The organism is Pinisolibacter aquiterrae (genome assembly GCF_019160155.1).
Lineage (GTDB): Bacteria > Pseudomonadota > Alphaproteobacteria > Rhizobiales > Ancalomicrobiaceae > Pinisolibacter > Pinisolibacter aquiterrae.
In genome coordinates, this window is the sequence record NZ_JAFNIH010000058.1 from 86,945 (window position 1) to 112,331 (window position 25,387).

The 25,387-nt window shown below is 71.0% G+C and carries 19 protein-coding genes and 1 tRNA gene; 18 read left to right on the top strand and 2 right to left on the bottom strand.

All coding sequences use genetic code 11. The features are described 5' to 3' along the window. The first annotated feature begins 23 nt into the window (after nucleotides 1-23). The 14 genes from J3S89_RS21300 (at nucleotide 24) to J3S89_RS21365 (ending at nucleotide 17,218) form a co-directional block, all read left to right on the top strand. Nucleotides 24-623 carry a prepilin peptidase gene (locus J3S89_RS21300; protein WP_217931294.1) on the top strand — a complete coding sequence of 200 codons (600 nt, stop codon included), beginning with the start codon at nucleotides 24-26 and terminating at the stop codon, nucleotides 621-623. After that, nucleotides 620-1,426 (top strand): TadE/TadG family type IV pilus assembly protein, encoded by an 807-nt coding sequence (locus J3S89_RS21305; protein WP_217931296.1) that lies wholly within the window; start codon nucleotides 620-622, stop codon nucleotides 1,424-1,426. Before J3S89_RS21300 ends, J3S89_RS21305 begins: the two co-directional genes overlap by 4 nt. Continuing rightward, nucleotides 1,423-2,868, top strand: coding sequence for a Tad domain-containing protein (locus J3S89_RS21310; protein ID WP_217931298.1), 1,446 nt, complete (start codon nucleotides 1,423-1,425; stop codon nucleotides 2,866-2,868). Before J3S89_RS21305 ends, J3S89_RS21310 begins: the two co-directional genes overlap by 4 nt. Beyond that, nucleotides 2,852-3,433 (top strand): TadE/TadG family type IV pilus assembly protein, encoded by a 582-nt coding sequence (locus J3S89_RS21315; protein WP_217931300.1) that lies wholly within the window; start codon nucleotides 2,852-2,854, stop codon nucleotides 3,431-3,433. The genes J3S89_RS21310 and J3S89_RS21315 overlap by 17 nt, the downstream gene beginning before the upstream one ends. Further along, nucleotides 3,433-4,293, top strand: coding sequence for a hypothetical protein (locus J3S89_RS21320; RefSeq protein ID WP_217931301.1), 861 nt, complete (start codon nucleotides 3,433-3,435; stop codon nucleotides 4,291-4,293). The genes J3S89_RS21315 and J3S89_RS21320 overlap by 1 nt, the downstream gene beginning before the upstream one ends. Continuing rightward, nucleotides 4,290-5,030 carry a Flp pilus assembly protein CpaB gene (gene cpaB / locus J3S89_RS21325; RefSeq protein WP_217931303.1) on the top strand — a complete coding sequence of 247 codons (741 nt, stop codon included), beginning with the start codon at nucleotides 4,290-4,292 and terminating at the stop codon, nucleotides 5,028-5,030. Before J3S89_RS21320 ends, cpaB begins: the two co-directional genes overlap by 4 nt. A gap of 40 nt (nucleotides 5,031-5,070) precedes the next feature. Then, nucleotides 5,071-7,017 (top strand): TadA family conjugal transfer-associated ATPase, encoded by a 1,947-nt coding sequence (locus tag J3S89_RS21330; RefSeq protein ID WP_217931305.1) that lies wholly within the window; start codon nucleotides 5,071-5,073, stop codon nucleotides 7,015-7,017. A gap of 2 nt (nucleotides 7,018-7,019) precedes the next feature. Then, entirely contained in the window at nucleotides 7,020-7,874 is an 855-nt protein-coding gene (locus J3S89_RS21335; RefSeq protein WP_217931307.1) for a type II secretion system F family protein, read from the top strand. 2 nt (nucleotides 7,875-7,876) lie between these two features. After that, nucleotides 7,877-8,740, top strand: a complete 864-nt coding sequence (locus J3S89_RS23440) for a type II secretion system F family protein (RefSeq protein ID WP_217931308.1) — start codon at nucleotides 7,877-7,879, stop codon at nucleotides 8,738-8,740. Between the two features lie 12 nt (nucleotides 8,741-8,752). Next, nucleotides 8,753-9,562 carry an FHA domain-containing protein gene (locus J3S89_RS21345; RefSeq protein ID WP_217931309.1) on the top strand — a complete coding sequence of 270 codons (810 nt, stop codon included), beginning with the start codon at nucleotides 8,753-8,755 and terminating at the stop codon, nucleotides 9,560-9,562. 22 nt (nucleotides 9,563-9,584) lie between these two features. After that, a complete protein-coding gene (locus J3S89_RS21350) occupies nucleotides 9,585-14,195 on the top strand; it encodes a protein kinase domain-containing protein (RefSeq protein ID WP_217931316.1) in 4,611 nt (1,536 codons plus the stop codon). A gap of 212 nt (nucleotides 14,196-14,407) precedes the next feature. After that, nucleotides 14,408-15,058, top strand: a complete 651-nt coding sequence (locus tag J3S89_RS21355; RefSeq protein ID WP_217931318.1) for a hypothetical protein — start codon at nucleotides 14,408-14,410, stop codon at nucleotides 15,056-15,058. Between the two features lie 2 nt (nucleotides 15,059-15,060). After that, complete coding sequence (locus J3S89_RS21360) at nucleotides 15,061-15,684, top strand: OmpA family protein (RefSeq protein WP_217931320.1); 624 nt, start codon at nucleotides 15,061-15,063, stop codon at nucleotides 15,682-15,684. Nucleotides 15,685-15,703: 19 nt separating this feature from the next. Then, nucleotides 15,704-17,218, top strand: a complete 1,515-nt coding sequence (locus tag J3S89_RS21365; protein ID WP_217931322.1) for a caspase family protein — start codon at nucleotides 15,704-15,706, stop codon at nucleotides 17,216-17,218. A gap of 25 nt (nucleotides 17,219-17,243) precedes the next feature. Here J3S89_RS21365 and J3S89_RS21370 read toward each other — a convergent pair whose 3' ends face one another. Then, on the bottom strand, nucleotides 17,244-18,857 hold the full coding sequence (locus tag J3S89_RS21370) for a SulP family inorganic anion transporter (protein WP_217931324.1): 1,614 nt from the start codon (nucleotides 18,855-18,857) through the stop codon (nucleotides 17,244-17,246). Between the two features lie 260 nt (nucleotides 18,858-19,117). On the opposite strand from J3S89_RS21370, the gene J3S89_RS21375 reads away from it, so the two are divergent. Then, on the top strand, nucleotides 19,118-20,278 hold the full coding sequence (locus tag J3S89_RS21375; protein ID WP_217931326.1) for an FIST signal transduction protein: 1,161 nt from the start codon (nucleotides 19,118-19,120) through the stop codon (nucleotides 20,276-20,278). An 82-nt stretch (nucleotides 20,279-20,360) separates the two neighbouring features. After that, entirely contained in the window at nucleotides 20,361-23,129 is a 2,769-nt protein-coding gene (locus tag J3S89_RS21380) for an EAL domain-containing protein (RefSeq protein ID WP_217931328.1), read from the top strand. A gap of 46 nt (nucleotides 23,130-23,175) precedes the next feature. Here the strand turns inward: J3S89_RS21380 and J3S89_RS21385 are convergent, their stop codons facing one another. Next, entirely contained in the window at nucleotides 23,176-23,859 is a 684-nt protein-coding gene (locus J3S89_RS21385; protein ID WP_217931330.1) for a DUF2161 family putative PD-(D/E)XK-type phosphodiesterase, read from the bottom strand. Between the two features lie 211 nt (nucleotides 23,860-24,070). Between J3S89_RS21385 and J3S89_RS21390 the strand changes: the two genes are divergently transcribed. Beyond that, nucleotides 24,071-24,160: transfer RNA gene (locus tag J3S89_RS21390), tRNA-Ser, on the top strand. Nucleotides 24,161-24,259: 99 nt separating this feature from the next. Beyond that, entirely contained in the window at nucleotides 24,260-25,366 is a 1,107-nt protein-coding gene (locus J3S89_RS21395; RefSeq protein ID WP_217931331.1) for a DUF6538 domain-containing protein, read from the top strand. Nucleotides 25,367-25,387: the final 21 nt, after the last annotated feature.

Sequence of the window (25,387 nt, forward strand, 5' to 3'; positions counted from 1 at the left end):
GCCCGCCGAGGAGAAATCGTCCCATGGGAGCGAGCGAATTGGCGCAGGGCGCCGCGATCGTCGTCGGTCTCGCGGCCGCCGTCTCCGACGCCACGACCGGACGGATCCCCAATCGCCTCACCTATCCGGCGATCGCGCTCGGGCTGCTGCTCGGCGCCTGGGGCGGCGGGGCGAGCGGTCTCCTCGCCTCGGCGCTCGGTCTGGTCGCCGCCTCGATCCTGTTTCTGATCGCCTTTCTGCGGGGTGGCGCCGGCGGCGGCGACGTCAAGATCATGGCGGCGCTCGGTGCCCTGGTGGCTCTGCCGACGGCTCTGTCGGTTCTGGCGCACGCGCTCCTGGTCGGCGCCGTGATGGCGGTGCTCGGCATCGTCTGGCGCGATCGGGCGGTCGATCTCTCGACGCGTCTCTTCGGCTTCGTCCTCGCTCTCCCCGGCGGCCTCGGCCGCATCCTGGGTCTGCCCGGCCTCGGCCGCATCCTGGGCCTGCTGCCCGGCCCCGACGGCGAGACGGCGGCCGAGGGACCGCCGGAACCGGGCGTACGTTTCGGCGTCGCCGCCGGGCTCGGCGTCGTCTGGGCCTTCGCGCCCGCGGGTCTGCGCCTTCCGGTGGGGATCTTCGCATGAGCCTCCTCGGCGTCGTCCTCGGTCTGATCACCTCGGAGGCGGACTTCGCCAGGGCCCTGTCGACGTCGCCGACCTTTCTGCCGCAGATGGCGCCGCTCGTCGCGATCGCCTTCGTCGCGCCGGTGGCGCTCGTCCTCTACATGTGGCGGCGCGCCTGCGGGCCCGTCGGCGAGGCGTCCCCGGGCGCGCTCCACGCCGACCGTCGCGGGGTCGTCGTCGCCTCGGACTTCGCCCTGGTGATCCTGCCGATCATCCTCTTCGTGCTGGGCATCCTGCAGACGGCGTGGCTGATGCGCGAGACGGTGATCGTCCACTACGCCGCCTATGCCGCCGCGCGCAGCGCCCGGGTCCATCTGTGCCCGCCGATGCCGGAATCGCTCGCCCTCTCGATGATGCGCGCCCGTGGCGAGGGCGATTGCACCGACGATCGCGGCCGCGCCGAGGCGGCGGCGCGGCTGGCGCTGGTGAGCGCGTCGCCGCCCTGGGGCATTCCCTGTCTGGGGGCCTGCGAGGTGCCGGAGGCGGCGCTCTCCGCCATCGCCCGCAACACCGGCAACGCCGCGCGCCTCGCCGCCCTGCGCGATCAGGCCCGCTACGCCTTCGACGCCGACAACGTCCGGGTCGACGTCGGCTTCGTGCCACAATTCGCCTGGTTGGCGATGACGCCGGGGGCCGAACCGCCGGTGCGCGCCCGGGTCACCTTCCGCCACTACGTCGTCTACGGGGTCGGGCGTGCCCTCGGGGTCCGCCGCGCCGACGGCTACTACTATCGGGAGTCGACCGCGGAGGTGTCGTTGCTGTGACGCTCTTCGCCCGCTTCCTCCGGCGGCTCGATCGCGACGAGACCGCGGCGCTCACGCCGCTGATCGGCTTCGTCCTGCTGTTCTTCGCCTGGGCGGCCGGAACGGTGCTGAACACCGGACAGGTCGTCTACGACAAGGCGCGGGCGCAGAACGCGGTCGACGCGGCGATCCTCGCCCATGCCGAGGAGACCGCCCGCGACCTCAACGTCATGGCCATGAACAACCTCGCCTCGGCGCAGCTGACGGCGATCGGCGCGGTGTCCTTCACCCTGATCGAGACCCTCGCCGACGTCGAGATCCGCGCGCTCCTGGCCCATGCCGACATCTCCCGCTCCGAGAGCCGGAAATGCCGGGGATGGCACCCGTGGGTAGTCTTCTGCATCGGCCTCCACGAAATCGTCCGCGCCGAAGTGATCGTCGCTCAGGCCTGGGGCGCGCGCATCGCCCTCGTCTATCGGCCGGCCGCCGGCTTCGCCGACTCGCAGAAGCTCCTCGCCGCCTTCAACCGCATGAACCGGCATCTCGTCGCCACCCATCCGAAGCGCGCCGGCGACCTCGCCGCCGCCGTCGCCCGCGCCGACGGCGCCGAGGCGATCTTCGTCTATCCGCCCTGCGCGCGCGACGGCGGCGGCGAGTGCCGTGGCGACGGTCGCGAGGGCGGCGATCTGCCGGTGAGGCGCGGTGGTGTCGAGACGGTGACGGCCCATCTCGAGCTGTGCACGGGGATGGAGCGCGGGTCCGACGGTCGCCATCGCACCGATTACGAGACCCACGGCTTCCCGCGTGGTCGCGGCCCCTATACCGGCGGCGGCGACCCGAAGCCGCATCTGCGCGACCACGTGAATTCGGTGAGCGGGATCGGCGATCTCCTGGGGTTCTTCGGCCGGAGCACGCTGGAAGGCTGGAACTGGTGGATCGGCTTCCGCACGCCGCCGCGCTATCGCGAGAGCCAGAGCGCGAGGACCAACGACTTCACCCGGCGGATGGATCGCAACTGGAGCATCCTGTGCGGCTTCGGCGGCCTCGCCTCGGCGCTGCCGGCCTTCGTCTTCACCGTGCCCGAGACCTATTGGCTGAAGGGCCGGTCGCCCGCCTCGGCCCTGTCGCCGGACCTCGGCGCGCTCGGGCTCGATCACCCCGAAGAGCTCGACGTGCTGGCCCTGGCGGCGCGCGATCGCCGGCCGCGCATGGCGCCGGAGGCGTTCCGCGACCGCGGCGACCCCTCCTTCGCCTATGCGCAGGCGCGGGTCTACAACCCCGTCTCCTTCGATCTCTACACCGCCCGTTGGAAGGCGAAACTGGTGCCGGCGCGCCTGATGGACCGGACCGCCGCGATCGTCGACGCGCTGCGAGAGCGCGACCGCGACGATCGCTTCACCCCCCTGCGGCGCATCCTCGAAGCGGCGGACGAAGGAGAGTGGGCCCGTGTCAACACCCATTGACCGCCTCCACCGCGATCGGCGCGGGATCGTCACCTCGGTCGAGTTCGCCCTGTCGGCGCCCTTGTTTCTGTTGATGGCGATCCTGACCTGGGATTTCGGGATGATCGGCGCGGCGAAGCTCCAGCTCGTCGCCACCACCCGCACCGCCGCCTGGATGGAGGCGCGCCACGGCCTCTGCGTCGCGCCGCAGGTCGATCAGCAGGCGGTGGCGCGCAAGACCGAATGGGCCCCGCCCACCTGCGACCGCCGGCCCTGGAGCGGCGCGGCCGAGGAGTGGCGGGCGATGGACGCGGCCGGCGGGCAGTCGCTGACCGGCACGGTCGCGCGCGCCCGCGCCCCCGACGAGGTGACCGCCACCCGCTCGGTGACGGTCCGCTTCCACGCCGCGCTCGGCTTCGCGCCCTACACCATGACCGATCGTTCCACGACGATGGAGGGGCGCACCTACACCGTCGCCGACGAGGCCATCGCGCGCGGTTACGACCCGGTTCTCCACGACCGGCTCTCCGCCCACGGCGCCTTCATGGACCTCTTCCCGAACGTCTTTCCGAGGAGCCGCCGGTGATGTCGACGCTGCCGCGCCTCGTCCTGTCCGTGGCCGTGATCGCCGGGGCGATCCGGCTGGAGCCGGTGCTGTTTCCCCCCGGCGGCGTCACCGGCGTCGCCGGCGGCGCGGTGGCGGCGCCGATGGTCGCGTCCGGCCCGGTTCGGGCGGCCGCGTCCCGGCCGACGCGCCCCGAGACCGCGCCCGCCGGCCGCCCCGGCCGCGTCGAGGTTCGCCGTGTCGACGGACCCGGCGACCGCGTCCTCGACCGGCTCGAGCGCGATCTCCGCGCCAAGGTCGACGCCTGGAACGCCGCGCGCGGCCCGGCCGCCTTCTCCGAGGGGTCGGCGCTGCGACCGTCGGTGTTCCGCCTCGATCGCGAAGGGTGGCGGATCCTCGGCGTCATCGGCGCGCCCGAGGCGCTCGAGCGGCCGGACTTCGCGGTGCGAGCCGACCTCGCGACGATCGCCCCGACCGCGGCGGCCCGGGTCTATCTCACCCATGCCACCGGCGCGGGCACCGACCTCCTGGCGACCTGGGTCGACGTCAATTTCGCCCGGCCCGGCGATCCGGCGATCCGCGAGCCGGGTCTGGCGCTGCTCGACGGCCAGATCGAGCAGTTCAGCTACACCGAACCCGAAAGCGGCGCGGTCCTGGCGGTCCGGCGCAGCGACCTCGACCCGGCCGCGATCGTCGACCGCCGGCTCCAGGCCCTGGCGCTCGCCGGCCGGCCCGCGAACGCGGCCGCCCATCCCGACGGCACCGTCGCGGTGAGCGTGGAGACCGGCGACTTCGACGCGTGGATCGAGATCGTCGCCGCCGCCGGCGGCGCGTTCGAGATCGTGCACCTCTTTCCGAAGCTTCCAACGCGGGGCAGATGATGAAGACGGCTTGGAAATGGGCACTGGTCGTGGGTCTGGCGGTGGCCACCGCCGCCTCGACCCTCGTCTGGATGCGGCAGTTCGAGGCGGCCCAGACCTCGGCGGCCTTCGTGAAGCTGCGCGGCGATCAGGCGCTCGAGCGCGACCGCACCGTGATCACCGAAAAGATGCTCGAGGTGGTCGAACTGCCGGAGACCTTCGCCGGTCCGCTCGCCGACTTCGCCGTCCCCGGCCGCCCCGAGACCTATCGCAAGGCCCTGATCGGCCAGCGCGCGGTCCAGGACGTCCCGGCCGGATCGCTGCTCCTCTTCCAGTATTTCGCGCCCGATCAGGCCGGCGACCTCGCCGCGCGGCTCACCCCCGGCGCCCGCGCGATCACCCTGCCGGTCACCGCCCAGACGACCGTCGGCTATTTCGTCCGCCCGGGCAGCACGGTCGATCTGATCGGCACCTTCCTCGGGCCGGCGCGCGAGGCGGAACCGAGCCTGATCACCCGCACCATCCAGGAGAACGTCAAGGTCCTGGCGGTCGGCAACGCCCGTTCCGGGGCCGAGTACCAGCGCCTCTCCTCCGCCGGTGGCTACACCACCATCACCGTCGAGGTCTCGCCCGCCGACGCCAATCGCCTCGTCGCCGCGCTGCGCCGGGTGACCGCGCCGATCACCCTGGCGCTGCGCCGGCCCGACGATCACGGCATCAACGGCGAATTGCCGGTCGAAGGCCCGAAGGGGCGGTGAACGCGGGGTCGCCGAACCGATCGGCGCGGAGGAACGAGCCATGCAGGTCGCTTCGCTCATGATCACCTACGCCTCGGGCCTGCCGGCCGAGGCGTTCCAATTAGAGCACCGCGTCTACGACGTCGGTTCCGCCTTCGCGACCTTCGACGGCGAGAAGGGGCGGGTGCCGCTGCGCGGCCGCAACATCTCGCCGATCCAGTTCCGTCTGATCCCCGGCGCGCTGCCGACCCAGTGGTTCATCGAGGCCCTGGGGACGACCAGCACCTTTCTCGGCACCCGCAAGATCGACGATCTCGAGGGCGCCGACCGGCCCGAGATCCTCGGCAACGCCGCCATCACCGTTCCCGACGCGACCATCCAGCTGCGTGTCGACACCGGCCTCGAGCAGCGCGTGGCCCGCGCCGACAGTTACGTCCATTGGCGCGGCCTCCAGGACGAGATCCACGACGCGGTGGTGAAGGAGCTCCAGAACGAGGGGCACGGCAAGCACGAGGACCGGAATTCGCCCGAGCAGCGCGCCCGAGTCCTCCGGCTTCTCGATCAGAAGGTGCGCGCCGGGCTCGATCGCGCCGGGCCGGACGCCGTCAAGTCGGCGGTGGCGACGGCGATGCGCCTCGCCCTCTACCGGCTCATCGCCACGGTCTCGACCGATCCGGGCCAGGTCCGGGTCCATTCCGGTCCGCCCCGCCACGCTCAGCTCGACCAGCGCGCCCGCGAACTGGCGACCGTCATGGATCTGCGGCTCGATCTCGATTCGGTGGAAAGCGACACCGACCGGGTCGATCGCGGCTTCGAGATCGCGTTCGAGACGCTCTATCCGAACATTCCGCTCGGCGACCGCAAGGCGGTGGCGGGCGGCTTCATCGCGGCGAACGTCTGGAACTTCATCTACGAATTCGGCCCCGTCACCGATCTCATGGAACTCGACATCGTCACCGAGGTGATGATCGTCGGCCACGACCGCATCTTCATCGAGCGTTTCGGCAAGCTCGAGCAATACGGCTATTCGTTCAGCTCCGAGGAGCGCCTGAGGACGCTGCTGACGCGCGTCGTCAACGATGCCAAGCGCAACATCTCCGAATCCGAGGCGATCGTCGACTTTCGCCTGCGCGACGGCTCGCGCGTCAACGCCATCATCCCGCCCCTGGCGGTGAACGGCCCCAACGTCACCATCCGCCGCCATCGCAAGGACATGCGCTGGACGCTCGATCGCCTCGTCGAGGAGGGTAAGCTCACCCGGGGCATGGCCTGGTTCCTCCAGGCCGCCGTCGTCTCCCGCCGCTCCGTCGTCGTCTCCGGCGGCACCGGCTCGGGCAAGACCACGCTCCTCAACGCCCTCTCCGCCTTCATCCCCGAGGGCCAGCGCGTGATCACCATCGAGGACACCGCCGAACTGTCGCTGCGCAACCGCCACGTCGTCACGCTCCAGTCGCGGCCGGCCAACGCCGAGGGCGCCAACGAGGTCGACATCCGCCGTCTGGTCAAGAACGCCCTGCGCATGCGCCCCGACCGCATCATCGTCGGCGAGTGTCGCGGCGGCGAGGCCGTCGACATGCTGCAGGCGCTGAACACCGGCCACGCCGGATCGATGACCACCGCCCACGCCAACGGTCCGGCCGAGATGCTGTCGCGCCTCGAGGTGATGGTGCTGCAGGGCGAGCCGAACCTGCCGGTCTCGGCGATCCGCCGCCAGATCGTCGATGCGGTCGATCTGATCGTGCAGTTGAACAAGGTCGAGGGCGACAAGCGCATCACCGAGATCGTCGAGGTGGTCGACATCCATCCCGTCACCGGGGAGATCCTGATCGAGCCGATCTTCGCCTTTCGCCCGTCCCGCGAACCGGGCCGCAGCCGCTACGTCTTCACCGGCCATCTGCCGAGTTTCGTCGAGGAGATCGAGCGCAACCGCCCACGCATCCCGAGCGGCCCCGCCGCCGGTTCCCTGGTCGACCTCGCCGACGTCTTCGAATCGGGAGCGGTCCGATGAGCATGGCGGCGATCACGAGCGCGGTGCTGCTCGCTCTCTTCCTCGTCGCGGCGGGCGGCGCGCTGATGTCGACCTCCGGCGAGGACGTCGATCTCGCCGCGCGGCTGCGCGCCTCCCGGCGTTTCGTCGCCATCGGCGCCTTCCTCGGCCTGTCGCCGCTCGCGGCGTTCTGGCTGGTGATCGCGGTGGTGATCCTCGTGCCGATCCTCCTCTTCTTCTGGTTCCCGGCGGTCGGCTGGCTGTCCTTCGTCGCGATCGTCGCCGCCGTCGCCGCCGCGCCGCGCCTGCTCGCGCCGATCCTGGCACGGCGCCGGGCCGAGAAGTTCGAGGAACAATTGCCGACCGTCGCCGATCGTCTGGTGTCGGCGGTGCGCGGCAGCACCCCGCTTCTCCAGGCGTTGGAGACCATCAGCCCCGATCTCGAGCCGCCGATCCGCGAGGCGATCATGGAACTGGCGGCCGACGCGACGATGGGGGCGGGCGGCATGGCCGCCGCCATCGAGACGGCGCGGGCGAAATACGCCAGCCGGCACTACGCCCTGATCCTCTCGGTCCTGAACGTGTTCATCGATCACGGCGGCAATCTGGTCGAGCCGATGCAGCGCATGTCCGTCGCCTTCAAGGAGATCTGGCGCCTCGATCAGAAGATCAGATCCGCGACCAAGGCCGTGCGCAGCGCGATCTCCGTCGTGAATTTCGGAATACTCGCGATCGTCGTCATCATAAGCTTCACGAGAAAAGAGAGTTTCGGAGAGATATTCAGTAATCCGATCGGAACTCTGCTGTTCTTCGCGGGAATAGGGATATATCTTGCCGGGCTTTACGTCATGAGACAGATGATGAAGGTCGAGATATGACGGTGTTCGCGATCGTTCTTCTGGTGGCGGCGACCGTCGTGGCGGCGGGCTGGGCGGTGATGTCGATCGATCTCGACGCCCTCACGAAATCGCTGCGTGCTTCCGAGGAGATGGCGCTGTTCAAGGTGCCGGGGGTCGAGGCGGCGACGCTCGCCCTGGCGCCGACGATCCGTCGTCACGCCGGCGATGCGTGCGCGCGTCTGGACCGTTTCCTCGTCGAGGCCGGGCAGCCCTTCGGCCGGCGCGACGCCGCCCGGATCGCGGCTCTGGGGATCGTGGCGCCGCTCGTCTCGGTGCCGCTGGCGGCCCTGACCTTTCTGTGGCTGCCGGCCGGCACGGCTCTGTTCCTGACGGTGCTCTATCCGGCCGGCCTGATCGCCTATGTCGTCCTCTCGGTGCGGTCGGCACACGAGGGGCGTCGCCGCCGGCTCGACCGCGAGTTCCCCTATTTTCTCGATTTCCTGGTGATGGTGAAGGAGGCCGGCGCGACCCTGCGCCAGTCGCTGACGCTCTACGTCGCCTCCGCGCCCGGCACCGAGGTCGGTCGCTCGATGGGCGACGTGCTGACCGCCGAGGCCGGCAAGGGCGGTCTGCCCGGCGCTCTGCGCGACTTCGCCGACCGTGCCCCCTCGCATCTCGTCCGCTCCACGACGCTCTCGATCGTCGCCGCCGAGGAGATGGGCGCCCGCAGCACCGAGATGTTGCGCGAACTCGCCAACGGTCAGCGCGCGCGCCGTTCCGAGGCCGCCGAGCGCGCCGCGGAATCTCTGAAGTCGAAGTCGACCATCCCGATGGTGATCATGTTCATGGGCGCCTTCATGATGATCCTCTCCGGCAGTCTCGGCAAGATGTTCACGTTCAACTGAGGGGAGGGGGCCATGTCTCTGTTCGCGAAACGTCTTCCTTACCTCGACTATGAAGTCGCCGGAAAGCCACGGCAGTCGAAGATTCGAGGCTCGCGTTTTCTTCTCGGCTCGGCGGAAGACGCGGATCTGCGCGTCCAGGCGCGTGGCATCGCGCCCGAACACGTGGTGCTCGAGCGGCGCGACACGGATTGGGTCCTGGTGGTGCGCGGCCTCAACCGCGTCACGGTCGGCGACGCCGTGGTGGTGCGCGACCGCACGCTCGCCAGCCGCGATCGGATCGATCTCGACGGCGTGCTCGCGCTCACCTTCGTCGACCCCGAGGTCGAGGCGGTGGAACGGCGGCGATCGCGTCTGCGCCCCGAGACGCCGGCCGGCGAGACGCGCAGCGATCTCGGCATCGTCGTGGTCGTCGGCGTGCTGAGCGCGCTCTCGGTCGCCGTCATGTCGGCCGTTCTGATCTTCAGGGAGCCGGCCCAGATCGACTTCACGGTCGCCGATCCCACCACGATCGCCGCCGCCTTGGCCGAACTCCCCGCCTGCCTCGATCGCGCCGCCGCGCCGGCTCCCGGCCCGGTGCCGGCCGACGGCGACTTCGTCAGCGCCTATTGGAAACTGGCGCGCGCCACCCCGCGCGATCCCGCCGAGGTCGCCGGGCTCCAGGCGACCCTGCGCCGTCATCTGCTCGCGGGGATGCGCGCCGAGAAGCGGGGCGACAAGGCCGAGGCCGGCCGGTCGTTCCAGACCGTGCGGGCGCTCGTCCCCGACATGCGCTGCCCCGTTCATCGATTGGCGGCCGCCCGCCTCGCCGCCCGAACCCCATAGCCGTCGTTTCCGGAGATCCGCCATGAGCGCCGACCATCCCATCAGCGAAGACGCCCCGGCGCCGAACCCGATCGGCGCGCCGCCGCCCCATCTCCGGCGTGATCTCCGCGTGCGGTTTCCCGAGGATGCGGTCGTTCGCTCCGACGACAACTTCCACATCCACGAAGTCGTGGGGACCGGCAGCGGGCGCTATCTCGTCTACGAAGGCAAGCCGAAGCTCCGCCGCCAACCCGGTCTCGTCGAGCGGATCCTCGAGAACATCCGCAAGGCGAACCTCAACAAGGACAGCGGCCTCCACCAGACGATCGAGATCGTGCCGCCCGACGGTGTCGACGACACGCTCTACATCGTCGAGACCCGCGACGGCGAACCGCTCTCGCGCCTCCTCGAGACCGAGGATCTCTCCGAGGACACGGCGATCGCATTGATCCGGCGCCTGTTCAAGGCGCTCGAGCCGATCCACGAGGCCGGCCTCGTCTATGGCTCGCTCGACCTCGATCAGGTCCGCGTCTCGCCGAGCGGCACCGGCGATCTCCTGCGGCTCGGCGGCCTCTACAAGATCCACGATCCGGCCGCGCCGGTGAACCTCGGCTTCGATCCGCAGTTCAACGCCCCCTCGTCCAACAAGAAGAGCCTCTGGTCGGCGGCCGACGACGTCTATGTCGTCGGCATGGTCTTCTACCGGATGATCCTCGGCCGCGCCCTCTATGCGCGGCAGTTCGGGTCGATCCTCGACGAGCCGGAGGCGACGCGCGCCAATCGCTGGAGCATCGCCCACAACGATCACAAGAACTTCATCGACCCGGGCAAGGCCGACACCCGCGTCTCGCCGGAGATCGTCGCGTTTCTTCGCGGCTGCCTCGAATTCGACGAGACGTCGCGTCCGCGCAATGCCCACGATGCCGTCGCCGCGCTCGAGGCGGCGGTCGCGAAGCGTGACGAGCGCGTGAAGGACGGACCGTTCCCGGGACAGGTCGTCGTGGGGCCGGGCAAGGTGATCGTCGAGGACGGAAAGAAGGGGACGGGCTTCGATCGAAAGCTCCTGATCGCCGGTGGCGCCTCCGTCCTTGCGACGGTCGGGCTCGTCGCCTTCTTCTGGACCTCGTCGCCCGATCCCGCGCGCATCGCCGAGCTTCGCGAGCGGCAGAAGGAGGTGGTCCGTCTGTCGCGCGGCCTCGCCGAGGACGGGATCGAGCGGCTGAACGACGGGAACCCGGCGCGCGTCGCCTTCACCGCCGCCGGACGGGCCTTCGCCGAGGCCGACGCGGAGATGAAGGCGAGCTTCGTCGACGTCGGCCGCGCCGGCGCCGAGATCGCCGCCTCCAAGGCGGCGGTCGACCTCGCCGCGACCCGGTTCGGCGAGGTCCGGCGCGAGGCGAGCGCCGTCGAGAAGGAGGCCGGCGACCTCGCCGCCGAAATCACGCGCCTGTTGCCGGCGAACGCCGAGGCGACGGTCGCCGCCGCCACCCTGTTGGAAGACGTCCACAAGGCCCTCGGCGAGGGACGCATCGACGCGGTCGTCGCGCGCGGCTCCGAGGTCCTGCCGGGTCTGCGCAAGGCGACGGCCGCCGCGCTCGCGGAAAAGACGGCGGCGGACGCGGCGCGCCGGCGGGTCGAGACCGCCCGCGCCGCGCTGATCGGCGCCGGCATCGAGGCCCTCGATCGGGATGGCGAGCCGCGGCGCGAGTTCACCGACGTCGCCGCCGTGATCGCGCGCGCCGAGACCGACCGGGGCGAGATGCGTTGGACCGACGCGGCTGGCCGTCACGGCGAGGCCGCCACCCGGCTCGAGGCCCTGTCGACGCGGCTCCGCGGCTTGGCCGAGGGGGTTGCGAGCGAACGGCGCGACGTCGCCGAACGCGTCCGCCTCGTCGAGGAGGCCTCGGTCGCCGATGCGCCCTGGGTCGACGACTTCCGCCGGCGGACGGCCCGGATCGGCCAGTTGATCGAGGCGGGTTCGCTCGATCTCGCCGGTGCGCCGCTCGAGGAGCTGAAGCGCCTCGCCGTCGCCAAGGCCGAGGAGATCGAAGCGCAGATCCGGCGCTACGGCGCGCTCGCCACCGCCTGTGAGGAAGCCGAGGTCGCCGCCGCCGCGCGGGTGCCCCGAGGGGCGCCGAGCCTGCACGAGGCGGCGCAGATGCGCGCGCTCGCCGAAAAGGCCGCGACCGAGAAGCGCTACGATCGCGCTATCGCCCTCGCCGAACAGGCCCTGGCGCGTCTGCAGGAGATCGCCGGCACCGGCGGCGAGGCGATGCAGGCGGCGACGGCGGCGCGCAAGGAGTTCGAGACGGCGCGCGCCGCGCTCGACGGCGCCGCGATCGACCGGCTCGCGCCCGATCATGCGCTCGCGCGGCGTCTGCGCCGGGTCGAGGAGCGGGCGAAGGCGGCCGAGGCGGCCTTCGACGAACGGCGCTGGAGTGACGCCCAGACCGCTCTGACCGCCGCCGCCGCCGACTATCGCTCGATCGCCGAGGGCCTCGCCGCGCTCGCGGCCCGGGTGAACGGCGCCGTTGCCGATCTCTCCGCGCGGGTCGGCGAACTGCGCCGTGGCGGCGCCGAGAAGGAGCCCGACTTCGCCACCGTCACCAAGGCCGGCGAAGCGGTCGCCGCGGCGCTGCACGAGGGCCGTCTCGATGCCGCCGAGGCGGCGCTCGACGAGGAGCGCCGGGCGATCGAGGCGATCGCGACGCGCCTGCCCGGCAGCCGTCGCGATCTCGCCGCCGCCGCCGCCGAACTGGCCGACGCGCGCAAGACGCTGGGGCCGGCGGCGCAGGCCCTGGCGGCGGAGAACCCGATCCGGATTGAGATCGCGAAACTGGAACGGATCGCCGACGGTCTCGCCGGACAGGATGGGCAGGACGGACGTCCCCTCTCGGCCCGGACCGCCGAGCATCGCGATCTGATCGGCCGCTATCAGGCCGCCGCCAAGGCCCTGGCCGATCTGCGCGAGGCGACGCGGACGCGGCTCGCCGCCTTCGCCGGGCGGGTCGAGGAGGCCGGTCGTGGTCTCCCCGCCGACGACGGCGAACTCGCCGAGGCGCGCAAGGCGCGGACCGCGCTCGAACAGCTCTTCGAGGCCGGCCGCCTCGACGAGGTGACGGGCCGGCTGACCGCGGCGACGCCGAAGGTCGCGGCGATGCTCGAGCGCGCCCGCGTCGACGCCGAACGGGTGCGCGAAGCCGCCGCCGCCGTGGCGCAGACCCGCAAGGATCTGCTCGATCGGGTCGGCGACTGGATCCTCGACCTCGCCTCGGCGAAGACCGCGGACGAACGCGCCAAGTCGGCGACGGCGGCGATCGAGGAGCGCCGCTTCGCCGCCGCGCGCGCCGATCTCGCCGAGGCCGGAAAGCTCTACGGCGAGGTTCGCGCCGAGATCGAGCGCGCCCGCGCCCGCGCGGAAGCCGCGCGTCGTTCCGCCGGCGAGGCCCGCAAGACGGCGGAGGCGGTACCCGCCGTCGCCGTTCCCGCCTTCGACGGCGCCATGAAGTCGCTCGAGGCGGGCGACGCCGCCCTGGCGGCGAACCGCCATCCCGCCGCCGCCGAGGCCTACGAGGCGGCGGCGGGCGCCTTCACGGCGGCGATCGCCCGGGCCCGCGACAACGCCGCGCGGGTCGCCGCCGCGAAGGCGGAACTCGTCCGGCTGGTGGAGACGTCGAAGTCGTTGTCGGGCCTCGACGATGCTCGTCTCGAGGAGGCCGAGGCCCTGCTGGCGCGGCCGATGGACCAGGCGGCGCTCGCCGCCGACGAGACCCGCGCCGCCTACGAGACGGCGCTGACCCGGCTCGGAACGGCGGTCGCCTCGCTCGGCGCCGTCAAGACGGAGGTCGACGCCCTGCGCGCCGAGCAGTCGGAACGCCGCGACGCGGTCGTCAAGGCCGGCGGCGAGGCGAGCAACGCCTATGCCGCGCTGGAAGCCGCCTTCGAGACCGGCGCCAAGGCCTATGACGGCCGCGACTGGGTCGGCGCCCGCGCCGGTTATGTGGAGGCGCGCCGCCTGATCGACGTCATCCGCAAGGAGATCGACGACAAGTCGATCCTCGCCTGTCCCGATCCCCATGGCCAACACGGCTCGCGTCTGGTCCGCGCCGGGACCTATCCGGCCGGAACCATGTCCCTCGCCGGCCGTGTCGCCGAGGACGCGCAACGGGTCACCCGGACGCCGCGATCGAACGCCTTCGTCGCCATCGGCACCCCGTTCTGCGTGATGCTGCAACAGGTGACGGCGGGCGACTATCAGGCCTATGTGCGCGATCGACATCCGCCGACCTTCGAGCATCTGCGCGCCCGGCTGGAGAACCCGGCGCAGCCCTCCGATCCGGTCGTCGACGTCTCCAAGCTCGACGCGGAAGGGTTCATCGCCTGGCTCAAGGAGCGCGACGGCCGCACCTACATCCTGCCGACCCTGGATCAGGTGATCGCCACCATCGCCAAGGGGGTTCAGGAACGGATCCCGGAACTGCCGAACGGCGTCTCCGATCCCTACCGTGAATGGACCCGCGAGCTCTGCAACAACGGCGAGGGCGTCCTCGTCGTCGGCCGCGTCGGTTCCGAGGACAACCGCACCTACGTCCAGTGCCTGCGGCCCTCGGAGCGGTTCGACAACATCGGGTTCCGCCTGCTCGTGGTGCGGTGAGACGTGCCGGGGCGAGGGCGCCGACGCCGGCCGGCGCTCGGCGCCGGCTGCACCGGCGACTCGTCGCGGGTGGTCGAAGATGAAACCATGGCGATCAATCGTCGCACGAGACGATCGTAGATGGATCGATCGTCTTGCAGCGTGAGATGGTATAGATATAGGATATACAAACTGAGATTGTCTTCATCACTCGTTTCGAAACAGTTTCGACCATGGCAGTCGGCCGCGCCCCGGGAAGAGATGACGAGATTGGCACGACCGTCCCGCCGGCCCGGCGACGGGCGCGGGCGGCGCTGCCTTCGACTCTCGGCCGCGTCGGCTCCGGGATCGTCGCGGCGCTGGTGCTCCTCGCCGCGATTGCGTCGGCGAGTACGAACGCCGGCGCGACGAATGCCGCCTGCGCCGCGGCGCGGCCGAAGGATCAATGCGCGATCGTCGATCTGATCGCGCCGCTGCCGCGCGAGGTCTCGGTGACGATGCTCGACGGGCGCACCGAACTCGAGGTCGACGAGTCGTTGATCTTCGAGGTGCGCGGGGTCTTTCGCGGCGAGACGCTCTACGTCGGCTTCGTCTCGGCGGAGGGAACCGTGGTCGGTCTCTACGGCGAGGCGATCGCCGGGTCGGGCGGGCCGGTGACGCGGCGCTTCGGCGACGGCCGGCCGGGCGCGGGCGACTATTACGTCAAGGAGCCGGTCGGCCCCGAGATGCTCGTCGCGCTGCGCATCCCCGGCGATGCCGGCGCGTTGCTCGAGCCCAGGTCGATGTCGGCCGACGATTTCGCCGATCGCCTCCGCGAGGTGCTCCGCACCCACCCCGGGGCCGCCGGCGGGTATCTGCTCTTTTCGACGCTCATGAGGAGGTAGACGTGAGACCAGTTCTCTCGGCGCTCGCCGTGATGGGGATGTTCGTGGGGGTCGGCGCCGCGTCGGCGGCCGAGCTTTCGGCGGCCGACATCGTGCGCGCCCTGGCCGGCGACCCCGCCGCCTCCCCCACCGCCACCCGCAGCTTCGTGCCGCGGACGCGGTCGATCGACGTCAACGAACAGGCCGGCCCCGCCGGCGGCGCCCGGGTCGGGTCGCGGCCGAGCGCCGCCGCCGCGACCGCCACGGCGCCGTCGGGCGCGGTCCCCGAGGCACCGGCCGAGCGTCGGCGCATCGATCTCGCCATCACCTTCCGCAGCGGATCGTCGGAGATCGACGCCGAGGGACTGCGGCAGCTGACCGGCCTCGCCGCCGCGCTGAAGGCGCCGCAGCTGGCCGGCCTGCCGATCGAGATCGTCGGCCACACCGATGCGCTGGGACAGCCCGACTCGAACCTGCGCCTGTCGATGCGGCGCGCCGACGAGGTGCGCAACCGCCTGTGGACCGACTTCGGGATCGACCCCAGCCGGATCGCCACGCGCGGCGAGGGCCAACGCAATCCGGTCGACCCGTCCAATCCGACGTCGGAGGCGAACCGGCGGGTCGAAATCCGCAATCTCGGGCGGTGACGAGGAGAGGGGGAGTGTGATGACGCAGAAGTCTACGATGTGGCGCCGCTGGCGCGACCTGATGGTCGCGGGGGCGGCCGTCCTGATCCTCGCGGGATCGCCGGCCCTGGCCGACAAGCGCGTCGCCCTGGTCATCGGCAACGGCCATTATCGCAACGCCAATCCGCTGCCCAACCCGACCAACGACGCGCGGGCGATGGCGGAGGTATTGCGCAACACCGGCTTCGACGTGACCGAGGCCCTCGATGCCGACAAGGTGACGATGTCGAAGGACATCGATCTCTTCACCGAGAAGGCCTATGGCGCCGATCTCGCGGTCTTCTACTACGCCGGCCACGGCATGCAGGTCGAAGGCCGGAACTATCTCGTGCCGGTCGACGCGGAACTGACCTCGCCGGCCCATCTGAAGACGCGCGCCGTCTCGATCGACGACGTGCTCACCGCGCTTCCCGCCGATCCGGCGGTCGGCGTGATCATTCTCGACGCCTGCCGCGACAATCCGCTCGCCCGGTCGCTCGCCGCGCGTCTGCCGGCGAGCCGCTCGGTCGGCGTCTCCTCGGGTCTGGCGCCGATCCAGACCTCGACCTCCGGCGCCGGCACCGGCGGCGTCCTCATCGCCTACGCGACCGATCCCGGCGCGGTCGCCCTCGACGGCGACGGCACCGCCAACAGCCCCTATACGACCGCCCTGATCCGCCATCTGGCGAGCCCGGGCGTGGAGATCCAGACGGCGCTCACCCGCGTGCGCGGCGACGTCGCGACCGCCACCGACGGCCGCCAGAAGCCCTGGCACAACGCCTCGCTCGGCCGGGAAGTGTTCGTCGGCCCGCGCGGCGGCGCGGCCGCCGCCGCTCCGGCGACCGCGACGGCGATCCCGCCGGCGGCGGGCGCGGCGATGACGGCCGGTGTCGAGCAGCGCCTCTGGGACGAGGCGGCCAAGCGCAACACCGTCGAGCATTATCGCGCCTATCTCGCCGCCTATCCGAACGGCGCCTTCGCCACCATGGCGTCGATCAACATCCGCGCTCTCGAGGCGGCGCCCGCGCCCTCCAACGGCGCCCGTGCCGTCGTCGAGATCCCGGACGACGTGAAGACCCTCCCCGGCACCAAGTCGACCGAGGACGGTCTGGCGCTCGGCCAGAAGACGCGGGTGGAGATCCAGGATCGTCTCGGCCTGCTCGGTTACGACACCGGCGGTCGCGGCGGGATCTTCGGCGAGAAGAGCCGCCGCGCCATCGCCGGCTGGCAGAAGAGCCGGGGTCTGCCCGACACCAGCTACCTGACCTCCGGCCAGTTGGCGGTCCTCCGCTCCGAGACCGCCGCCGACTACCAGCCGAGCAAGGTCGTCACCTCCTCGTCGGAGGAGACCCGCTCGGCCAAGCGCACCACGCGCCGCCAGAGCGATCAGGAGCACACCGGACGCACCGCGAAGGGCAAGGACGACGGCTTCAACGAGGCCGCCAAGTTCCTCGGCGGCGCGGCGCTGGCGATCGGCGGCGGCGTTCTCGCCTGCAAGATGGCCGGCGGCTGCTGAGCCCGCCCGGTCTACGGCCGACGGTTCACGGATCCGCCGCGCCCCCCGGCACGAGGGACGCGGCGCCGACCGCGTCGTCGACACTGTAATAGGCCCGCGCCACGAGCCCGGTGGCGCCGGCGGCGCGCAGGAGATCGCGCAAGGGATCGCGCGCCCGGGCGAGCAGCAGCGGCGTCCCGGCCGCGTCGAGCCGCGCCGCCGTCTCGATCAGGGCCTCGAGCGCGGTGCTGTCGAGATCGAACGTCTCCTCGAGACTGAGCACGACGGCCCCGACGCCGGCCGTCTGCGCCGCCCGCGCGATCGTCGCCAGGGTGCGCTCGGCATTGGCGAAGAAGAGCGCCTCCGAGGGACGCCAGATGCCGACCGCCTCGACCGCGATCGCCTCGGGGTGGCGGGCGACGTCGACGAAGTCGCGGGTGCCCGGCAGCCGCCCGAGCCGCGCCACCTGCGGCAGCGCCAGCCGCCGCAACAAGGCGCCGATCGAGAAGGCGACCGCCAACAGCATGCCGTCGACCACGCCGAGGAGGATCACGCCCGCCGCCGCCCCGACCGCGACCCATTGATCGCGGTCGATCCGCCACAAGCGCCGGATCGGACGCGGGTCGAGCGCATGGGTGAGCGCCGAGATCACCACGGCGGCGAGCACCGCCTGCGGCAGATGCGCGATCAACGGCTCCGCGACGAGCAGCGACACGACCAGTCCGACGGCGGCGACGACGCCCACCCATCGGCTCGCCGCGCCCGCGCTCTCCGCCGCCGACCCGGCCGAGAAGCCGGCGCCGACGGGAAGCCCCTGGACCAGCGCCGAGGCGAGATTGGCGACCCCGAGCGCCGCCATCTCGCGATCGGGCGCGATCTCGTCGCCGTGCCGCAGCGCCAGCGAGCGCATCGTGCCCCAACTCTCCGCGAAGAGGATCAGGACCAGCGGCAGCGTCAATTGGACCACGCGCGACAGGGTCGGCCACGACGGCTCGGGCAGGACCGGCCAGGTCGGCTCGAAGGCGATCGGCCCGACGGCGGCGAGCCCGCGCTCGGGAAGATCGAGGATCAGCGAGAGGCCCGCCCCGCCCAGGATCACCAGGAACGCGCCGGGGACGGTGGGAAAGCGTCGCGCGACCGTCAGCAGCACGAGCGCGACCGCGCCGACGCCGAGGCCGAGCGGATCCCACCCGGGCACGCCGGCGACGAGCGCGACGAGAAAGCCGAGGAAGGTCTCGCCCGCGACCGGCACGCCGGTCATCGCCGGCACCTGATGAAGGATGATCGTCGCCGCCAGCCCGACCGCGAACCCGCGCAGGACCGGGCGAGCGATGAAGCCGGTGAGGAGACCGAGCCGGGCGACCCAGGCGAGGAGAAAGATCACGCCGGTGACGGCGATCACCACCGTCGCGAGCCCCGCCCGCTCGCCCGCGTCGCCCGGAAGGCTCGCGAGCACCGCCGCCAGGACGGCGGCCGACGAGGAGGTCGGCGAGACGATCGCGAAACGGCTCCGCCCCACCGCCGCATAGGCGAGGCACCCGATGACCGCCGCCGCCAGCGCGCGATGCGGCGGCAGGCCGGCGATCCCCGCATAGGCGACCGCTTCCGGCAGCAGCAGGCCGGCGACCGACAATCCCGCGACGACATCCCGGATCCGCATGGATCACCTCCGCGCGCGATCGGATGCCATCCGCCGATGGAGGTCAATGGATCATCCGGCCGAGGCGCCCCCTCGGCCGCCACCGGGGCGACCGCACGAGGGAACCTCTCGTCGATATCCGAAAGCCGCAAAATCGACTTCGGTTGCGGGATGCATACGGAAGAGGGCCACACGTAGAAGGAATCTTTACGCTCGAGCGCTATGAGACGATCTCGGAGAGATATATGTAAGTATTTGAAATTATTACGTAGGAGGAGGCCATGAAAGTGCTCGCCGGGACCGGGTCGAGTGGAGCCGTGGAGGCTTTCGCGGCCGGCAGCGAGGCCGCCGCCGCCGCCGTCGCGCAGCTCGCGGGCGAGGCGCCCGCCCTGGTCGTCGTCTTCACGACGCCGCGCTACGATCTGCCGAGCCTCCTCGCCGGGATCCGCGCCGTCACCGGCGACGCGCTCCTCGTCGGGGCGACGGGCTCGGGCGAGATCATGGGCGCGACCTACATGGGCTTCGGCGCCGGGGTCGGCGTGATGGTCCTGTCGACCGGGCCCTATCGGTATGGGATCGCTTCGGAATCGAACATTCGCGGCCGCCTCGGCGAGGTCGGCCAGTCGATCGCCCGCCGCGCCCGTGACGCCGCCGGCCGCAGTCCGCACGCGGCGGTGATCCTGCTCGCCGACGCGCTCTCCGGCGATCTCCAGCAACTGTTCCACGGCGTCTATCGGGTCACCGGCCCGCGCGTGCCGATCGTCGGAGGCGCCGCCGGCGACGAGTTGAAATTCGTCCGCACGCTGGTCTTCCACGACGGAGACGTGGTCGAGCAGGGCGCCGTCGCGCTGTGGATCGCCGGCGACGAGCCCTTCGAGGTCATCACCCGCCACGGCTGGGAGCCGATCGGCGTGCCGCTCTTGGTGACCCGCGCCGAGGGTGTCGACATCATGGAACTCGACGGCCGCCCCGCCGCCACGGTCTATGAGGAACAGCTCGGCCTCGAGCCCGGCCGTCTCGGCCTCGACACCTTCTGGGGTACCTCGGTGCACCATCCGCTCGGCCTGATGCAGAGCGACGGCTCCTTCATCATCCGCGTCGCGCGCGCCAAGTCGCCCTCGGGATGGCTCCGGATCCAGGGCTGCGTTCCCCCGGCCGGCAGTGCCGTCCAGGTGATGGCGAGCACCGGCGACAAGCTCCTCGCGGTGGCCGACGAGGTCGGCGCCATCGCCCGGCACCGCTCGGAGCCGGGCGCTCTGATCTCCTTCAGCTGCGCGGCGCGGGCGATGTTGCTCGGCGAGCGGATCGGCGACGAGCCGGTTCGCCTGCAGCGGGCCGCCGGCGACGTCCCGAGCTTCGGCATCTACTGCTGTGGCGAATTCGCCCGGACCGTCGGCGTTCTCGGCACGCACAACTGCACTCTGACCGCCCTCGCCCTGTAGGGATCCCATGGACACCAGCGCCTTCGAAGGACGCGGCGCCCACTCGATCACCAATGAGGGGGAGGACCGGCGTAGACTCCGAATGACCAAGGATTCCGCCCTCACCGCGGCGCGCGAAGCCGTGCGGGACGCGACCCGCCTGACCCGGCTCCTGACGGTTCTGAACGATTCCGGCACGCTCGACGCCCTGCTCGAGCGCGCGCTCTCGACCCTGTCGGAACTCTTCGCCGCCGAGGTCGTGATCCTGCTCGACCCCGCCGGCACCGGATCCTACGCGCCCCTGGCCTCGGTCGGCCTGCCGGACGACGCGGCCATTTCGGTGTTCTCCGACGATCCCGACGGCAACATCGCCCGCACCATGCGCGAGGGCGGCCCGCTGTTGTTGCAGGACGTCCGCGCCGAGGGCTCGGTCGAGCCGCAGCTCGCCGAACTCGACGTCGAGACGGTGATCTATCTGCCGGTCGCCGCGAGCCATGGCGCCCGTGGCGTCCTGATCCTGGCGCGCTGCCTGCGTCGGGCCTTCGACTATGCCGAGGTCGGCCTGTTGACGGCGATGGCCTACCGGATCGGCCTCGCGGTCGAACAGGCCCAGCGGCGGGCGCAGCTCGAGCGCATCGTCCATTCCGAGCGCGAGATCGGCTTCGATCTCGAGGAGATCGGCGTCGCCGCCAAGGCGGTGGCGATGTTCCCCGAACTGGTCGGCGCCGACGGCGCCGTGCTGGTGCTGCTCGACGACGACGGCCGCATCCTCCACCGGACCGACGGCGGCATCCCGGCGCTCTGCGACGAGGCGCTCGGCGACCTCGTCCGCCACCTGCTCGCGACCACGCGCCTCTCCGCCTTCGAGGCCCATTCGACCGTCTTCCGCCCCGATCCCGACGGCGCGGCGACGGGTCGCTCGCGCTCCTCGGGCCGGGCGCTGCTGGCGCTGCCGGTCGGGCACGAGCGCCTCGACGGCCTGCTCCTGGCGCTGCGCACCACGGCGACCCCGTTCGATCCCGACATCCTGCCGATCGCCATGCTCTTCGCCGGACAGTCGGCGGCGGCGATCGAGAACGCGCGCCTCTACCGGGCCGTCAGCACCGAGCTGAACGACCGCAAGCGGGCCGAGGCGGCCCTCAAGGCGAGCGAGGAACGTCAGGCCGCGCTGATCCGCAGCGTTCACGACCTGATCGTCGTGCTCGGCCCCGACGGCGCGATCCACTTCACCAACCCGGCCGCGACGGCGGTCTGGGGCGAGACGGCGATCCGCGACTCCGACGGCGTCTTCTGGTCGCGGATCTGCCCGCGCCACATCGGCGAATTCCGTGAGATCTTCACCCGCCTCCTGGACCAGCCGGGCGCGACCCGGACCTGCGCCGTCGCCCTCTACCATGGGGATCACGACCGCCACGACTACGACGTGGTTCTCACCAATCTCCTCCACGAGCCGGCGATCGGCGGCGTCGTCGTCACCTTTCATGACGTCACCGAGCGCAAGAGCCACGAACGGCAGCTCGAGGTCCTGGCCTTCCGCGATCCCCTGACCGGCCTCGCCAATCGCGCCGCCTTCCAGGATCGGTTGAAGCGGGTGTTGGCGGAGGCCGGCGAGCCCGGCCGCTCGATCGCGGTGATCTTCTTCGACCTCGACGACTTCAAGGTGGTCAACGACAGCCTCGGTCACGAGGCCGGCGACCGCATCCTCCAGGCGGTCGCCGCGCGGATGCGGACCGTGCTGCGGCGCGGCGATCTCGGCGCGCGTCTGGGCGGCGACGAGTTCACCGTGCTGATCGACACCGACGCGAGCCTGGAGACGGCCCGGCACGTCGCGATGCGGCTTCTCGCGGTGGTCGGCCAGCCCGTGGCGATCGGCGACCGCGACGTCACCGTCGGCGGCAGCTTCGGCATTGCGCTCGGCGAACCGGGCCGCGACAGCGCCGAGGAACTGCTGCGCCGGGCCGACGTCGCGATGTATCACGCCAAGTCGCGCGGCAAGAACGTCTGCTGCGTCTTCGACGACAGTCTCGCCACCGCCGCCGTGCGCCGCCTCGAGGCGGAGACCGACCTGCGCCGGGCGCTCGCCCACGGCGAGTTGGAGGTCTTCTTCCAGCCGATCGTCACCCTCGCCGACCGCCGGCTCCACGGTGCCGAGGCCCTGGCCCGCTGGCGCCACCCCGAACGCGGGCTGGTGATGCCGAGCGACTTCATCCATGTGGCCGAACAGACCGGACAGATCATCGACGTCGGCCGGGAGGTCGTGGAGCGCGCGTTCCGGCAGTCGCGGACCTGGCGCGCGCTGACCGGCGCATCGCTGCCGATCGGTCTCAATCTGTCGCCGCGCCAGCTGGCGCACGAGGCTCTGGTCGGCGACATCACCTCCGCCGCGCGCCGCTTCGAGGTGGATCCGCGCTCGATCACCCTCGAGGTGACCGAGAACATGCTCATCAGAGATCCCGAGGCGGCGATCACCGTGCTCGTGCGCCTGCGCGACTTCGGCTTCCGGATCGCCATCGACGACTTCGGCACCGGCTATTCGAGCCTGTCCTATCTGAAGCGGCTGCCGGTCGATATTCTCAAGATCGATCGATCCTTCGTGCAGACCCTCGAGAGCGATTCCCGCGACCGGATGATCGTCGACAGCATCGTCGCGATGGCCGGCGCGCTCGGCCTCGACGTCATCGGCGAGGGGGTGGAGACGGTGAGCCAGGCGGAGATCCTGACCCGCGCCGGCTGCGGCTACGCGCAGGGCCATCTCTTCGCCCCGGCGCTGCCCGTCGCGGATTTCACCCGCCTGCTGCCCTTGGCCGAGCTCGGCGAGGGCACGACGGGCGAGGCCGCCGGCACCGCCGTCGACCTCCGAGTGCGGCTCTGAGGCCTCCGTGCCATGCGGCGACGGCGCGGCGGGGCCGAAGGGCCGCTCAGCCGTCCGGCGTCGTCTCGTCCGCCGGCGGAAGGGCGTCGGCCCAGGTGACGAGGGCGCGGCGGCCGGCCTCCGTCAGCCCGTAGAGGCCGCGCTCGATCCGCTCGAACCAACCGTAGACGTCGCCCTGAAGGATTTTGGCGGCGTCGGGCGCGCGCGCCTTGAGATCGCGCGGCCGGCCCGGCGCCGATCCGAGCGCGGCGGCGACGGCGAGGGCCTGTTGGCGATAGGCGGTCAGTTGCGGCAGACGCGTCGAGCCGCCGGTGACGGGGTCGCCCCGGCGGCGGCGATGCTCCTCGACGATCCGCGAGCGCCGCTTGCCGTCGCGCCGGGGCGTCCAGGGCACGGGTTCGACCACCACCTCGACTCGGCCGCCGGCCAGAACGACGAGAAGACCGAAGCCGAGGAAGCGGCAGAGCTTCTTGACACGCGGATCGGACTCGCGCCCGCGCCCCCGCTTGGAGGCGGCGACGGCGAGCCAGACGGCGTCGCAGGCGGGGGTGCGATCGACCGCCTGGAGCACCAGCTCGAGCGTGAAACTCTGCTTCAATTCGCCGATCACCACGGTCTCCGCCGAGCCCTCGGAGAGCGCGACGAGATCGCAGCCGCACACTTCCCCCTTCACCTCCAGACCGAGGTTTTCCAGGTGGCGCTTGATCGGGAGATAGAGGTCGGTTTCCAAGGCGAGGCTCTGTGAGGGCACGGGGAGCGCCCGATCGGCGCGGCACTCTGGCAGAGAACGCCTCGTGCGCCAACATGCGCCTCGAGCGGCCGTCGCCGCCGGGCCCGAGACGGTGCGCGATCCTCGGGGAGAATTTCCCCGAGGGCCTTGTCTCGGCTGTTCGGCCTGTGTATAGGGACGGTCGCTCGTCGACCCGAGTGCTGTCTTTCGCGGAGAGGTGCCGGAGTGGTCGATCGGGGCGGTCTCGAAAACCGTTGAACGTGCAAGCGTTCCGAGGGTTCGAATCCCTCCCTCTCCGCCATCCTCCTACCATGCTATTGAAATGGCTAGGAAACCCCGGAAATCAAAGGGTTACGAAGCGGCTCTGCTACACAACGGCGCTACACAAGGCGACGAGCAGATGGCCAGAGTGCCCGGACTTTCTCGGCGTGGAAACGTCTGGCAGTTTCGCGTTCGCGTCCCCGACAAGCTGCGCAAGACCATCGGTAAGGGCGAGATCGTCAAGTCGCTCGGTGCCGTTTCACACGCGGAGGCGGCGAGGCTCGCGCGCATCGAACGCCTGGAGGCCGATCGCCGGTTCGACGAAGCCGAGGCCTTCCTGCGCACGGCGCCCGTCGAGGAGCTCTCCGAAAGTGAGCTCTACCACCTCGCTCGAGCCTTCTTCTTTCGTCTGGAGAAACAGGCGTCGCAGGTTCCGTTCGATCCACACGAGCGGGCCGAACTCGCTGCCATCACGGCGTCGGATCTCGCGGCGATCGGCGACTGGGACGATCAACAGACCGTGCAACAGGTTGCAACCGAGTTCGCCGAATGGGCGAAGGTTCGGGTGAAGAAGGGCTCGAAGGCCTTCGTCGACCTCTGCGGCGCCGTCCAGGCGGCTCACATCGAGCACTATGGCCGCGAGTATGATCGGCTGGTCGGGCGTCCCGAAAGACGAAGCGAAGAGCGCTTCCGCGACATCGACAAACACCACCCGCCGAAGCCTCGACTGACGCTCACCGAAGCGGTGAAGCGGTACGTCGACGATCCCAGCAAGTCCGATGTCGCCAAGAAGACGAGAGCCGCTTGGGGGTTCCGATTGGGCGCCTGGGTCGATCTTCTCGGCCCGGACAAGCAGGTGGCGAACATCACGCGTGACGACGTGCGGGATGGCCTCGCCGTTCTCATGCGAGCGCCCTCCAACGCCGCCAAGCTCTATCCCGGTGTTCCGCTCCGGAAAGTCGTCGACGCCACGGCTAAAGACGATGTGAAGCTGCTGAGCCCGAAGAGCGTGCAGCTCTATATCGACACGCTGAGTTCGTTGTTCCGCTATCTCAACGACGAGCAGATCCTCACGACGAACCCGGCACAGCGACTGAAAGGGCCGCCCATCCCGAAAGAGAAGCCGCGACGCAATTGGAGTGACGTGCTCCCCGTCATTCCGGCCACGGATAAGTTTGGTCCTTCACCAGGAGCAGGACCATGCGGCGCAGCCGTTTCAGTGAAGAGCAGATCATCGGCGTGTTGAGGGAGCACGAGGCCGGCATGA